The organism is Neobacillus bataviensis LMG 21833 (genome assembly GCF_000307875.1).
Classification (GTDB): Bacteria; Bacillota; Bacilli; order Bacillales; family Cytobacillaceae; genus Neobacillus; species Neobacillus bataviensis.
In genome coordinates, this window is the sequence record NZ_AJLS01000036.1 from 92,712 (window position 1) to 107,029 (window position 14,318).

Below are 14,318 nucleotides of genomic sequence, written 5' to 3' on the forward strand. Positions count from 1 at the left end.
GAAAGACAAATTTTTGAACTAGAAAAGGCTCTGCCAGAGATTGAGGAGATGGGGAAAAAGGCGATTGAACTTGAGGGCAAACTACCAGAAATCCGGGAAAAGGGACAAAAAATAACCGAGCTGGAACAAAGAATTCCGGACATTCACCAAGCTGGGAACAGTATCTTGTCGGTGGAAGCAAATTTACCACATATAAAGGAAGCGGGAGATAAGGTATTAACGGTGCAAACAAAACTAGCAGACTTGCACCATGTCAATGAAATCATCTCGGACGTTATCACAAATTTGAATGAAATTGAAACCAATATTCAACAAGGGATAGCTAGCGCTAAAGAAGCGGATACTGATCAGTCAAATACTACAAAAAATCAAAAGGAGTTAACACAGCTTAACGAGGAGCTAGTGAATATTCATAATCAAGTAAATCAAACTCTCCTTTCACTTCAACAAAAAGGGGCTGAAGGGGAAAAAATAATTAATACAGCAGGGGACTTCTTTCAAAATGAAATGCCTGTTGTTGAACAAAAAATACATATGGCGGCTGATTTTGTCCGCAAAAACTTGCCCGCAATTGAGGGGGACATTCAAAAAGCGTCTAATCTCATTCAAACAAAGCTGCCAGAACTTGAGAAGGCAGTTCACAAAGCGGCTGATTTAGCGCGAAATGATTTACCAGGCTTTGAATCGCAAATAAGGAATGCTGCGGATAAAATCAGGAAGTTCGAAGGCAGTGTGAATGTGAACGAATTAATCCAATTTTTGAAGCATGATCCGAAAAAGGAAAGTAATTTTTTATCAAGCCCCGTTCTTTTAGAAACAAAGCGGATCTTTCCGATTCCAAACTATGGCTCAGCGATGTCACCGTTTTATACGATGCTGGCGCTTTGGGTTGGTGCAACCTTCTTGATTGCTTCCCTTCGGGTGGATGTTGAAAATCCGGACAATGTTTACAAGGGCTATCATCTCTATTTAGGAAGACTTCTAACATTTCTAACGATTGGGATCTTTCAAGCAGCGATAGCGTCGCTAGGAGATTTGTATTTAATTCATACTTACGTGGTAGACAAACTATGGTTTGTATTATTGTGTATTTTCATTAGTATGGTGTTTGTTATTATCACTTTTACGCTATGCTCGGTGTTCGGAAATATTGGAAAAGGTTTAGCGATTATCTTTTTGGTGCTGCAAATCTCTAGCTCAGGGGCAACATTTCCGGTAAGTACCACTTCCTCATTTTTTCAAATGATCTACCCGTTTATGCCATTTACCTATGCGGTGAGCATGCTCCGTGAAACGGTTGGAGGGATGGTAACGGAAGTTGTCATAAAGGATGTGTTATCATTGCTTGTCTTTGCTGCTGCTAGCTTTGTTTTAGCTCTACTCTTGAAAAAGCCGTTAAGCAAGCGGATTCAACAAACGGCAGAAAGGGCAAGGTCAACTAAAATCATTCCATAAATGAAACGGCATCCGAGCGGATGCTTTTTCTATTTTCTTGACGAAAAAAATATTTTATGATATTAAAGTAATGGTTAGCACTCATGCACATAGAGTGCTAAAATAAATAACGAAATGATATGCTGAAGGAGAGGTCTTAATGGAAACAAAACAATTTAAAGCCGAATCAAAACGATTATTAGACATGATGATCAACTCCATCTATACTCATCGGGAGATATTTTTGAGAGAGTTGCTATCAAATGCCAGTGACGCGATTGACAAGATTTATTACAAAGCATTAACAGATGATTCATTAACTTTTGATAAAGATAGTTACTTTATAAAGGTTACGGCTGATAAAGAAAATAGAATCTTGAAAATCATCGATACCGGTATTGGAATGACTAAAGAAGATCTTGAAAATAATCTGGGAACGATTGCTAAGAGCGGCTCCTTAGCATTTAAAAGTGAAAATGAGTTAAAAGATGGTCACGATATCATCGGCCAATTTGGTGTCGGTTTTTATTCAGCCTTTATGGTGGCAGATGAAGTCACAGTCATCAGTAGAGCAATTGGCAGTGATGAAGCATTTAAATGGGAATCTAAAGGGGCAGAAGGCTATACGATTGTCCCATGTGAAAAGGATTCAATTGGTTCCGAGATCATTTTGAAAATCAAAGATAATACCGAAGATGAGAGCTATGACGAGTATTTGGAAGAATATCGCTTAAAGGGTATCATCAAAAAGTATTCTGATTTTATTCGCTACCCAATTAAAATGGATGTCACTGAGAGTAAGCTTAAAGAAGGCAGCGAAGATGAATACGAGGATGTTCAAGAGGAACAAACGATTAATAGTATGGTGCCAATCTGGCGGAAAAACAAAAAGGATCTGACAACAGAGGATTACGAACAATTTTATGCGGAAAAACATTACGGATTCGATAAGCCAATCAAACATATTCATATCAGTGTCGACGGTGCTGTAAGATATAATGCCATTTTATATATTCCGGAAAAAATTCCATTTGATTACTACTCTCAGGAATTTGAAAAAGGGTTGGAGCTTTATTCTAATGGTGTTTTAATTATGAATAAATGCGCTGACTTACTTCCTGATTATTTCAGTTTTGTAAAGGGAATGGTGGATTCGGAGGATCTTTCTTTGAATATCTCTAGAGAGATGCTGCAGCATGATCGCCAATTAAAGCTAATCGCGAAAAATATTAATAAAAAAATCAAAAGTGAATTAGTCAATATTTTGAAAAATGAACGTGAAAAATATGAAGAGTTTTATCAATCCTTTGGCAGACAGCTAAAATATGGAGTATATAGTGACTATGGCATGCATAAAGAAGAATTACAGGATTTATTGATGTTCTATTCTTCTAAAGAGAAGAAATTGGTCACTTTGGACGAGTATGTGGCAAGAATGCCGGAAGAGCAAAAATATATTTATTATGCGACAGGGGAAACAACCGAAAGAATCGATAAACTTCCGCAAACAGAAATGGTCGCAGATAAAGGCTATGAAATTTTATATTTCACCGAAGAAATTGACGAGTTTGCCATTCGAATGGTCATGGCCTACAAAGAAAAAGAATTCAAATCAGTATCAAGCGGTGATTTGGGGTTTGACGCAGATGTGGACAATGAAACTGAGTCAGAAGAGAAGGAAAACAAAGACCTCTTTGATTATATGAAAGATATCCTTAATGGCAAAGTGAAGGATGTCAGAGTATCGAAACGGTTAAAATCGCATCCTGTATGTTTAGCAACCGACGGGGCTGTATCGATTGAAATGGAAAAGATATTAAATGCAATGCCGAACAATCAGAACGTGAAAGCGGACAAGGTATTAGAAATTAATGTCCACCACGATGTTTTTGAAGCATTAAAATCCGCGTTTGAACAAGATAAAGAAAAGGTAAGGTTATATACTAACTTGTTATACAGCCAAGCCTTGTTAATCGAAGGCTTGCCAATCGAGGATCCAGTAGAGTTTACCAATGATATTTGCAAAATGATGGTTTAATACAAAACTAAAAGGATTGCAGCATTTATGCCGGCAATCTTTTTTTTTCGTTCAAAAGATGAACTAAAGTTCATCTTTTGAACGAAAATATGATATAATACTAGTAACGACGTAATAAAATTCTTTTCTTAAAAGAAAAATAATATAAAAGTAGATTAAATAAAAGGAGTGTTTTAATGACTGAAGTAATAAAAGAAAACATTCAACACCGCAAGCTGCCTCTCACAAGGGTTATTATTCGCGTTATCGCTATAACCATTGGGGCGATTCTAATGGCTACGGGCCTGGAAATATTTTTAGTGCCAAACCATGTTGTTGATGGAGGAATTACTGGGATTTCCATCATGCTTTCACATATAACAGGTTGGAAATTGGGGATCTTCCTTTTCCTATTAAATCTACCGTTTGTTTATATGGGTTATAAACAAATGGGAAAGACATTTGCTTTTTCCACTGTATACGGAATTATCGTTTTATCTATCTTTACCTCATTCTTTCACCCAATCCCTGCATTTACTGATGATATTCTCTTAGCAACCCTTTTCGGTGGAATGATAGTAGGTATTGGGGTAGGCCTCGTTATTCGTAATGGTGGTGCGTTAGACGGAACTGAAATACTAGCACTTGTGGTCAACAAAAAAGTACCTTTTTCCGTTGGGCAAATTATCATGTTTATGAATATTTTTATTTTAGGTGCAGCAGGATTTGTCTTTAGCTGGGATCGTGCCATGTATTCGCTGTTGGCCTATGTTATCGCTTCTAAAGCGATTGATGCTGTAGTGGCCGGCCTAGAAGAAACAAAATCGGTTTGGATTATTAGTGATGATGCTGAAGAAATAGGGAATGCCGTTAATGCCCGCTTAGGCAGAGGGGTAACGTATTTAAAAGGCCAAGGTGCCTTTACAGGTGATAATAAAAAGGTGATTTTTAGTATCATTTCCAGATTGGAAGAATCTAAATTAACAACCATCGTCGAAGATATTGATCCATCAGCATTCCTCGCTATAGCGGACATTTCCGAAGTGCGCGGCGGGAGGTTTAAGAAACGGGATATTCATTAGGGCGATAAAAAAAGGATCTGCAACAAGGCAGATCCTTTAGAGAAATTTTTAATGACCTAATTCGGCATCATCTACATGCTTAACATGCCTATTGTTGATTAAAATAAATAGAACAGAAATTAGGACAAAACTGCCTCCAACTATGAATGGGACAGAAGGGTTAAAAATCTCCGCTAGTTTTCCAGCCATAAATGGGGCAATGGCACCACCAATAAAGCGGAGAAAGCTGTAGGCAGCTGATGCGGTAGAGCGTTCAACTGGTGCCGCATTCATGACAGCAGTTGTAATCAAGGTATTATTATTCCCAAGTAATGCCCCTGCAGCAATAACAGCGGCAATGACCACCCATTGTGTTGACGTCCAAATGCCCATGGCGAAAAGTAGCAAGGCAAACAATATTAACATCGCGCACATCGATTTAATTGTTCCAAACCGTTGCTGTAGTTTGGGAGCCATGAAAACAGAAGTAATGGCTAGTAATATGCCCCAGCCAAGGAATACAAAGCCGAGCCCGTGTTCATCTAACCCCATAACAAAGGGTGCATAGGCAAGCAAGGTGAAAAAGCCAATATTGTATAGGGCGGCTGTGATACCAAAAATAAGAAGCGACCGATGTTTCAGGGCACGGAACGGGTCTAATAATGACGTTTTTGATTGTTTACTTTTTTGTTGTACAGCTTTAGGCATTAATAAATATAACCCGATAAAGGCAACAACCATCAGAGTGGCAACGCCAAGAAACGGGCCTCTCCATGACATGGCACCTAACCAGCCTCCAAGTAACGGTCCTACGGATATGCCTAGACCAATTGCTGCTTCATACAAAATTATCGCTTTTGCTGTACCGCTATTTGAAAGAGAGACAATGGCCGCTAATGCTGTTGCCACAAATAAAGCATTACCTAATCCCCAGCCGCCTCTAAGGCTTACAAGTGTCCAAATCCCATTTGATAACCCTCCAAGTGCTGAAAATACAGCAATAATGACAATTCCCGTAAGCAATGTCCATTTAATACCTAATCTAGATGAAATCATTCCCGTAATAAGCATCGCAACGGCCATTACGGCATTATAGCTAGTAAAAAGTAAGGTAACTTCGCTGTGGGATGCGTGCAATTTTTCGGCAATTGCCGGTAAAATCGGGTCAACAAGACCAATCCCCATAAAGGCAATAATACAGGCAAAAAATACGGCCCATATCGCTTTGGGCTGTGCTAATAAGCTTCCATTTATTTCTGAAGATGAAGTAATCTTCGACGCTGCTGAAGTTGATTTTGACGACATACACATTCCCCTTTTTTATTTTTTAAAAATAGTTGTATAATGAAAGTATATAATTGTATTATACAACTGTTTTCCACTACGTCAACAGTGTTTTGTTCGGGGGGGATGACCTTTTTATAAAATTAATGCTGATTGTGGTATTATAGTTTTTGAAATAGATTAACAGTGAGGTAATAATGGAATGCATAAACAATCTTTGGAGATGATTGAACTAGAATTGGCCATTCTTATAAGACGAGTAACGTCAGGTACAACGAATAAGAAACTTTGGAATCTTGACCGGTCAGCTTATTTATTGCTCCACCGCATTGCAACAAAAGGGGCTGCCGGCGTTAAAGTATTAGCTGGTGAGTTTCAATTAGATATTTCCACGGTTAGCAGACAAGCTTCTGCTTTAGAGCAAAAGGGTTATTTATATAAAATACCTGATCCGTTAGATGGAAGGGCATATTCTTTCGAAATAACGGAACAGGGAACAAAGGAATTGAACGATTATAAACGGGCTCGTATAGAAAGAGTTACTGAACTATTAAATGATTGGACAGAAGAGGAAAAGAAAGTATTTGGCGAACTTTTAAAAAGGTTTAATCAAGCTCACTTTTATTTGCGATAGATAATTAAAAAGAGGTGAGATAAAATCCCTGTTTTAGATTTTATCTCACCTTTTCAATTAATGTCCCTTCAATGATGGTAATAGCTCAATAAACCTCTCAAATGGCAGCTCGCATGCAGGGTATTTTTCTAATAAATCAAGCATCGAAATATTTTTCTTGAAAAGGTTTAACTCATATTCCTGATCCTTGAGAAGCATTTCTAATTCCCTTTTATGCGGAGGACAGACGGTAAACTCCGCAAGTTCATGAAGCTGTGATTGTGTGACAGTTTTCTGTAAGTCCACACTATACTTTAGTAAATCCCATGTACGTACAGGAAAATTCAGCGGGAGATGGGTAATTGCTTCACGGTCTCCGCAAATGATTAATTGTTCATTTTGCTCTAAAGCAAAGTGCTTTAATACACGCTCTACTAACTCAGATGAATTCTGTGCCAGAACTTTAGAGATGACAACCTTATAGGAAGCCTCGGCTACTGAAGCATTCTCATGACCTTCAGTTACGAATTGAACCGTTAACGAATTACCAGTGTGATTAGTACGATCATTATTTTCTAAAAGGAAAGCATCCAATACAACTGGCCATAACAGGTCATGCCAATCTTCAAACTGCTTTTCAAAGTCACTGCTTGCATCACCTTGTCCTTTTTGCACTAGGCGGTCAGCCCCCTTTTCAGCCAGCTTTTCATCAATGAAGTTAGGAATGCTTTGATAGGTGCTTGCCCAATTCGTATCCCCACAGCCAAAAACGGCGTACTTCACTCCATTTAGGGCTTCCGTATCTCCCTCTTTTAGCCACTTTATAAATTTACGGGCATTTTTTGGCGCGTTTCCATTATATGATGCCGTAATGATGAAAACAGCTCCTTCCTTTGGAAGTTTGGCTGCATATTCATCAAGCGGTGCTACTTCACATTGGAAACCCTTGAACCTTGCTGTCATGGCAATGTCTCTAGCAATCCCCTTAGCTGTACCCATGTTTGATCCATATAACACAAGAAGTGGTGTGTTATGGGCATTTACGACTGTTTGATTCATTTGTAATGATTGTTTTCCGTGCAAATCCACCGCTGCGCTTCTTTCATCCTGCGATAATGGAACAGAAGAATGGGACTCACGTGGACGAACTTGCATCGTTAGTTTATCTGGTTTAAACGTTAGCGTTTCTTTTATCTTAAGTTGGTAATTTGTATGATCTACCAATTCAAAATGTTTTAAAATCATTCCGAGTAAAAGCGTTGCCTCGTGCATGGCAAATTGTTGGCCGATACAGGCGCGCTGGCCATTGCCAAATGGTTTATATGCATGGTGAGGTACCTTTTTTGGATCCATGAATCTTTCTGGCTTAAAGTCTTCTGCATCATCACCCCATACATTCGTATCACGATGCAGTTTAGGAAGCAGGATATTGACAACATCTCTTCTTTTAAGTGGATATTTACCCGCCAATACGGTGTCCTCTTTTGCGTACAAGGAGAAGAGTGGTGCAGTTGGCCAAAGTCTTAGAGATTCATTTAGGATCATCCGGACGTATTTTAATTGGCGCACCTGCTGGTAAGTTGGAATCGGCCCTGTTAAGACACGGTCAACTTCTTCGTAGGCATTTGCTAATTTTTCAGGATGCTTCATAAGAAAATAGAGGGCGAATGAAAGTAATCCGCTTGTTGTTTCATGTCCGGCAATCAAAAAGGTAATAATTTGGTAGCGGATGTTTTCGTCACTTAACTTTTCACCGGTGATTGGATCTGCACAATCAAGCATCCGGGATAGAAGATCTTCTCCATCATGGTCATCACTTGATTTTCGTTCTTCAATGATGCGGTCGACAAGCGAAAACATGTATTGTATATCACGATTAAACTGGCGTCTTTTCTTCACCATCAGCTTATCTTGAACTCCGAGGCGATTGCTCTGGTTCATTGCCTCATCAAGGGCACGACCCATAGATTTAATAAAACGGTGGGGTTTTTCCCGGTAAAAGCTGTTAAAACGATAATTGAAACCGCATAATCCAATCGTATCTAACGTAAGCCTTGTCATATCCTCCGGGACATCAATACTTTCGTCAGAGTTTAACCGTGACCATTTTTGGATGAGCTGAAGGGCAATGTCTACCATCATCGAATGATAACCTTTCATGGCACTTTGGCTAAAGCTGGGCAGAAGAATATTATGAGCTTTTTGCCAATTGTCTTCTTTCGTCCAGCTTGTAAAGAGACCATCCCCTGAGAAAGAGCGGACCTTCTGTAAGGGGGCGTTGACAAGCTTATCAAAACGGGATTCATCTGATGCATCTTCCACTAATTCAGCTGAGGAAATAAAAATTCCTGTACCAGTAGGAAATTTAAGCTTAAAAATTGGTCCATATTCATAGGCAAGTTTCATGATCGACTGCGATGGTTGTTCTAGGTCTAGTTGTGGAAGATTGCCGAGGGGGCCATATGTTTTTGGTTGTGGTATGGTATCAATGGCTGTTGTCAACATGTAATTATTATTCCTTCCTTTCGTAACCCAATCCTTTAGTTTTTTAAAATTTACAATATTGAAATAATATTTGTAAATGATTATAACATGTATATGGTATTAATATAAGATAGTGGAAGATTAAATGATTAGACAAAATTCTACAATTTATTCATATTCAACAAAATTAAACAGGATTCTAATCTAGAAACCCTGTGAAGGCGGTTGCAAATAAATGCAAGTTTTGCCGCGGGGAGTAAACATATTACATTTTTATTTAAATATTCAAGGAACAAATATTAAGGATTATTATTTTAACAGAGTAATTTGGCTGTTTCGTAATGAAAAAATAGTGAAAGGGGAGACAGAGCAGAATATAACTGCTATTATTTTGTATGAGCATCATTGTTTTTCAATAAAAGGGTGGGAGACGAAGCTAATGGACACAATAAGAATTGAACAAGACTTTTTAGGAAAGAAAGAGATCCCGTCAGATGTGTATTACGGAATTCAAACATTAAGGGCGGTTGAAAATTTCCCTATAACAGGCTATCGAATTAATGAAGAGTTAATTAAAGCTCTCGCAATGGTAAAAAAAGCAGCGGCAATTGCCAATATGAATACAACTCGCTTGTATAGCGGACTTGGAAATGTCATGTGCCAGGCAGCCGATGAAATAATAGAAGGAAAGTGGCACGACCAATTCATTGTTGATCCAATCCAAGGCGGGGCAGGAACATCGATGAACATGAATGCAAATGAAGTGATTGCGAATCGTGCTCTTGAATTGCTTGGGCATGAAAAAGGTGCCTACAATCATTTAAGCCCAAATAGTCATGTAAATATGTCACAATCGACAAATGATGTATTTCCAACTGCTATTCATATTGCCACACTAACGTTACTTAAGAAATTACTTAAGACAATGGATGATATGCATAAGGTTTTTAAAGAAAAGGCGAAACAGTTTGAAAACGTTATCAAAATGGGGCGTACTCATCTCCAAGATGCGGTTCCAATCCGCCTAGGGCAAGAGTTTGAAGCATACTCAAGGGTGTTAGAACGTGATATGAAGCGTATTTCGCAATCTAGGTTCCATTTATATGAGGTAAATATGGGGGCAACAGCGGTTGGAACCGGTTTAAATGCAGACCCGAAATATATTAAAGATGTCGTCATTCAGTTAGCGGAAATAAGCGGGCTGCCATTGGTGAATGCTGAACATCTTGTCGATGCAACACAAAATACAGATGCATATACGGAAGTTTCGGCCACACTTAAGGTTTGTATGATGAATATGTCAAAAATAGCGAACGACCTCCGGATGATGGCATCTGGCCCACGTGCAGGTTTAGGGGAAATTTCCCTTCCGGCACGTCAACCTGGTTCGTCCATCATGCCTGGTAAAGTGAATCCTGTTATGCCAGAGCTTATTAATCAAATTGCCTTTCAGGTAATAGGAAATGATCATACCATTTGCCTTGCCTCTGAAGCAGGCCAGCTTGAATTAAATGTAATGGAACCTGTTTTAGTGTTTAACTTGCTGCAATCAATTAGTATTATGAACAACGGTTTCCGATCATTTACCGATTTCTGTTTGGCAGGAATCGAGGCAAATGAAGCTCGTCTAAAAGAATATGTAGAAAAGAGTGTCGGCATTATCACGGCTGTCAATCCCCACTTAGGTTACGAAGTTGCGGCACGAATTGCAAGGGAAGCCATCATCAGTGGCAAATCAGTTCGTGAACTATGTCTTCAGCATGACGTTCTTACTGAAGAAGAGCTGGATCTTATTTTAAATATTTATGAAATGACCAAGCCTGGAATTGCTGGTGCTGCTCTTTTAGATCGGGACTAATATTAATAATAGAAAAAGGGCAAATATTTGCCCTTTTTCAATATATAAGTTCCTATTTCTTTTCCTTCTTTTTATCGCTCTTTCCTTCTTTAAGGGAACGGTATATTTGTGTATACATACTCCCTTGAACGATGTTATCAAGGAAAAAAGAACCAATTAGTTCTAGATATTCTTCGTCTTCAAACATTTTTTTGTTTTGTAATTCCATTTCTGCTAAACCCTCGTAGGTAGAAAGCAGTGCATATGTATGATCCTCACCGGAAATAGGTGTCAAAATCTCCAACTTATGATCATAATTATCATTTCGGAATTTTTTTAATTCCTTTAAATTTTCAATTCCCTCCTTAAATTTCTCCTGTTTTATGACAAACGTCTGATAAACATAAACAGACATTTTCGCACCTCCCTAAATAGAACAAATCTATTTCATACTATTTGCTTATTCCTAAAATTTATTCGTAGTCCAAACCGACAATTTTTTATGTTTCCATTTATTAAATAAAATATATGTGACTTTTTTACAGGGGCAAAGTGATAAAATAAACAATGATGAACTTTATCCTAATTTTTTGCAGGAAAATGGAAATAAAAATGGAATAGAATAGGAGAATGATGTGAAACGAAATTCTCTTTGAAATCGTCCAATAGGATATTAAATAAAAATGAGAAAAGTTGGGGAATTATGATAATGTTTACTAGATTTATTATCATTTTATTAGCAGGTAGTGTAATCGGGTTAACGGGGTGTGCGGAACAATCAACGAAAGAAAAGGAAGCAAAAGCCAAAACATCAGAGCATGAACAAATCATTGAAAAAGAGAAAAAGGAAATGGAAGAAAAGAAAAGGGAAGAAGAGAGAAGAAAACAGGAAGAAGCAAAGCCCATTATCGTCAATATTATTGACCCAAACACTAAAAGCATTATTAAAACTTTTAATACCAAGGAATTAGGATTTGGAAAGGATCCCGAAAAATATAAAGCGGAATTAGCAAAATTGACAAGGGAGCTCGCTCGAGGAACGAATGATACACCGGGTTATGACAAAAGGATGATGCTTGATAAACTGGATGGAAATGGACAAGTCATTCAAGGTACACCACAAACGATGCTCGATGAATCAGAGTTGTCTGAGATGATTCTCAAGGCTTCTGCCAAAGGAGGGGATGTTGAGATTCCCTTATATGTTACCGCTAGCGGCTATAAGCCTGAGGAGGCAGCGCAACTTGGAGAGGTTGTGGTCGCTTCATTTACGACCTACTTTAAAAGCGGTGTGGCAGGAAGAAACAGAAATATAGCGTTATCAGCAGAAGCAATAAATAATATTATAATCGGTGTGGGAGATTCATTTTCTTTTAATACAACCGTCGGACCAAGCGACCGGGAGCATGGCTACCAGCCAGCACAAGAAATAGTTGATGGTAAATTGGTTGATGGGATTGGTGGAGGGATCTGCCAGACATCATCGACCCTTTTTAATGCTATTGACAAATTAGCAGTTAGTTATATTGAAAGGAATCATCACTCACTGCCGGTAGGCTATGTACCAACCGGAAGAGATGCAACTGTTTCGTACGGCGGTAAGGATTTTAGATTCAAAAATACAGCAGGAGTTCCAGTGCTGTTAAAAGCAATTGTAAATAAAAGTTCCCTTACAGTAGAGATTAGAACCTCCAAAGCCAATCAAAGTCTGATCAAAAAGAGTTAATTATAAAAAATCCCTTCAAATGAAGGGATTTTCTTAAAAGATAAGAAAGTATAAATTTCGACTTTGAGAATTATCCAGCTCCAGCACCCTAGCGGCTAGTGTCCTTCGCTCTCCGCCCTACAATAAGTCAACATCGGTTCACTACGTTCACCGTGTTTCCTTTATCTTAGTTGGAGCGCTCCAGGCCATACGCCGCTGACCAGGGCGCTTGCGCTTTTCTTATTGCATCTCTTCCCAATCCGTATAATGGCCGCTGCCTTGACATCCCGGACATTCGAACGAATTATAGTAGGCAAATTCATTATAAGGATACACGGTATAACCCCGCCCCTGACAATCAGGGCATTTGCCTTGATCCTTCATATTTGTCAAATGATTTTGGTATCTTGTCTCTTTCCATTGATTAAATGAGTTGAGTAGTCCCACTTTCTTCACCTCATCTTTTTTTCTTAGTATGGGGGAAAAATGGAATATTTATGCTTGTATCTTTCATTTTTATAAAGGGGAATGTGTTTACAGGTGAAAGCATTTTTGAGGAAAAATATTATTATGTGATAATATTTTATGATAAATAACGAGATTTTGTGTGCAATTGTTTGGAAATATTGATAAAAAATATGGGGGATAAACGTAAAGATAACAATAGATACTTATTAAAAAGGGGTGATCTTTTAATGGGTAAATGGAATGAGCAAGCTGCACCAAATAATAATTTGCCGCCGAAGACAATTAAGTCCGGTGAATTAGTGGGAAATGAGGCAAAGCAGGAATTTTCAGAAGAATTATCTGATGGGTGTGAGCGTGATCAATATATCGAAAGACAAAAGAACAATCTGAAAATGAAATAATCTAAAGTGGATAGAGAGGCAGAATAACTTCTGGCCATTCTATCCATTTTTTCTCTTTTCATCTATGGACCATTATTTAATTACTCTTCGGCCCGTAACATAATGAGTGTCATACCATGGGACAAACAAGACCCTTGAGACTATTCCTTTCGTGGGGTTTGTAAGAAGAAACTTCTGATTTCCTGCATATATGGCAGCAATGGTTGGTGTCGTTCCACCGGCAGTAGAGGCAAAGAAAATTAGGTCACCCTTTTTTAGATTGGTTCTAGATACGTAGGATCCTTTAGTTGCAAGTTCACTAACACTATTTGCACCAAGTGTAATCCCATTTTGCTCGTAAATGTAGTTCACTAACCCGTTATTTGTAAAAGTATTTGTCGAAGGGTTATTAACAGTATTGCTTATCTTCACATTCCCCATCAACGTATAAGCACTGTTTACAATCTTATCCTCTGTAGTAAGGGGATTAGACGGCATATAGCTGGGGATAACACGCCTTGCTCCGACAAAGTTCTCAGTATAGTAAGGTTTCGCTGTCATATCCGAAATAACAATGTTTTGCCCAGGATCAGCCATGTGAAGAAGCTTGTTATTCCCAATATATATTCCAATATGATCAGATGGATTGTTATCAGATTTGTCCACATCAAAGAAAAATAAGTCACCTCTTTTGATCTGTTCCATTGGGACGGATACCCCTAGTTTTAACATATAGTCTTCATTATACGTCGCTAAATCGACTCCATTTTGTTTGAAAATATAATCAATAAAAGTTGCACATGAAAATTTATATGGATAGGTCGTTTTGTATTCAGTGCGACTGTAGGTGGCTTTGCCGATTAAACTAATCCCAGTTTTAATAATCGCAGTGGCAACCTGGTCTTCTGTTTGGTTTGGTCCGATAATTGGAGCAGCAGACACTTTATCCTTTTTAAATGGGGTGCTAAAAGTTCCAACAGTTAGCAAGAATATCCCCACTATAATAATCATGAACTTTTTCAAAGCAACATCCTC

Annotated in this window: 11 protein-coding genes and 1 pseudogene; 7 read left to right on the plus strand and 5 right to left on the minus strand. The window is 38.3% G+C overall.

The window, feature by feature from the left end:
- Nucleotides 1-48 precede the first annotated feature (48 nt).
- The 3 genes from BABA_RS04475 to BABA_RS04485 all read left to right on the plus strand — a co-directional run bounded on the left by BABA_RS04475 (nt 49) and on the right by BABA_RS04485 (nt 4,533).
- Nucleotides 49-1,455: a YhgE/Pip family protein gene (locus BABA_RS04475; RefSeq protein ID WP_051186001.1), complete on the plus strand. Its 1,407-nt coding sequence runs from the start codon at nt 49-51 to the stop codon at nt 1,453-1,455.
- A 139-nt stretch (nt 1,456-1,594) separates the two neighbouring features.
- On the plus strand, nt 1,595-3,472 hold the full coding sequence (gene htpG / locus BABA_RS04480; RefSeq protein ID WP_007083944.1) for a molecular chaperone HtpG: 1,878 nt from the start codon (nt 1,595-1,597) through the stop codon (nt 3,470-3,472).
- A gap of 176 nt (nt 3,473-3,648) precedes the next feature.
- Nucleotides 3,649-4,533, plus strand: a complete 885-nt coding sequence (locus tag BABA_RS04485; protein ID WP_007083945.1) for a YitT family protein — start codon at nt 3,649-3,651, stop codon at nt 4,531-4,533.
- Between the two features lie 48 nt (nt 4,534-4,581).
- Here the strand turns inward: BABA_RS04485 and BABA_RS04490 are convergent, their stop codons facing one another.
- On the minus strand, nt 4,582-5,817 hold the full coding sequence (locus BABA_RS04490) for an MFS transporter (RefSeq protein ID WP_007083946.1): 1,236 nt from the start codon (nt 5,815-5,817) through the stop codon (nt 4,582-4,584).
- 181 nt (nt 5,818-5,998) lie between these two features.
- Between BABA_RS04490 and BABA_RS04495 the strand changes: the two genes are divergently transcribed.
- A complete protein-coding gene (locus BABA_RS04495) occupies nt 5,999-6,430 on the plus strand; it encodes a MarR family winged helix-turn-helix transcriptional regulator (RefSeq protein ID WP_007083947.1) in 432 nt (143 codons plus the stop codon).
- Nucleotides 6,431-6,496: 66 nt separating this feature from the next.
- Here the strand turns inward: BABA_RS04495 and BABA_RS04500 are convergent.
- A pseudogene (locus BABA_RS04500) lies at nt 6,497-8,914 on the minus strand (cytochrome P450); the annotation flags it as partial.
- A gap of 418 nt (nt 8,915-9,332) precedes the next feature.
- On the opposite strand from BABA_RS04500, the gene aspA reads away from it, so the two are divergent.
- Nucleotides 9,333-10,751: an aspartate ammonia-lyase gene (aspA, locus tag BABA_RS04505; RefSeq protein ID WP_040345263.1), complete on the plus strand. Its 1,419-nt coding sequence runs from the start codon at nt 9,333-9,335 to the stop codon at nt 10,749-10,751.
- Nucleotides 10,752-10,803: 52 nt separating this feature from the next.
- Here the strand turns inward: aspA and BABA_RS04510 are convergent, their stop codons facing one another.
- On the minus strand, nt 10,804-11,145 hold the full coding sequence (locus BABA_RS04510; protein ID WP_007083950.1) for a hypothetical protein: 342 nt from the start codon (nt 11,143-11,145) through the stop codon (nt 10,804-10,806).
- Between the two features lie 294 nt (nt 11,146-11,439).
- Between BABA_RS04510 and BABA_RS04515 the strand changes: the two genes are divergently transcribed.
- Nucleotides 11,440-12,456: a VanW family protein gene (locus BABA_RS04515; protein WP_007083951.1), complete on the plus strand. Its 1,017-nt coding sequence runs from the start codon at nt 11,440-11,442 to the stop codon at nt 12,454-12,456.
- A gap of 219 nt (nt 12,457-12,675) precedes the next feature.
- Here BABA_RS04515 and BABA_RS26360 read toward each other — a convergent pair whose 3' ends face one another.
- Nucleotides 12,676-12,882, minus strand: a complete 207-nt coding sequence (locus BABA_RS26360) for a methionine aminopeptidase (protein WP_083865276.1) — start codon at nt 12,880-12,882, stop codon at nt 12,676-12,678.
- Between the two features lie 248 nt (nt 12,883-13,130).
- Here BABA_RS26360 and BABA_RS27660 point away from each other — a divergent pair, with 248 nt between their 5' ends.
- On the plus strand, nt 13,131-13,304 hold the full coding sequence (locus tag BABA_RS27660) for a hypothetical protein (RefSeq protein ID WP_162829832.1): 174 nt from the start codon (nt 13,131-13,133) through the stop codon (nt 13,302-13,304).
- A 72-nt stretch (nt 13,305-13,376) separates the two neighbouring features.
- Here the strand turns inward: BABA_RS27660 and BABA_RS04520 are convergent, their stop codons facing one another.
- Nucleotides 13,377-14,306, minus strand: coding sequence for a C40 family peptidase (locus BABA_RS04520; RefSeq protein WP_007083952.1), 930 nt, complete (start codon nt 14,304-14,306; stop codon nt 13,377-13,379).
- Between the last annotated feature and the right edge of the window lie 12 nt (nt 14,307-14,318).

Coding starts and splice junctions, on each gene's coding strand:
- BABA_RS04475 (WP_051186001.1), top strand. CDS start 49: ATGGGGAAAAAGGCGATTGAACTTGAGGGCAAACTACCAGAAATCCGG.
- htpG (WP_007083944.1), top strand. CDS start 1,595: ATGGAAACAAAACAATTTAAAGCCGAATCAAAACGATTATTAGACATG.
- BABA_RS04485 (WP_007083945.1), top strand. CDS start 3,649: ATGACTGAAGTAATAAAAGAAAACATTCAACACCGCAAGCTGCCTCTC.
- BABA_RS04490 (WP_007083946.1), bottom strand. CDS start 5,817: ATGTCGTCAAAATCAACTTCAGCAGCGTCGAAGATTACTTCATCTTCA.
- BABA_RS04495 (WP_007083947.1), top strand. CDS start 5,999: ATGCATAAACAATCTTTGGAGATGATTGAACTAGAATTGGCCATTCTT.
- aspA (WP_040345263.1), top strand. CDS start 9,333: ATGGACACAATAAGAATTGAACAAGACTTTTTAGGAAAGAAAGAGATC.
- BABA_RS04510 (WP_007083950.1), bottom strand. CDS start 11,145: ATGTCTGTTTATGTTTATCAGACGTTTGTCATAAAACAGGAGAAATTT.
- BABA_RS04515 (WP_007083951.1), top strand. CDS start 11,440: ATGTTTACTAGATTTATTATCATTTTATTAGCAGGTAGTGTAATCGGG.
- BABA_RS27660 (WP_162829832.1), top strand. CDS start 13,131: ATGGGTAAATGGAATGAGCAAGCTGCACCAAATAATAATTTGCCGCCG.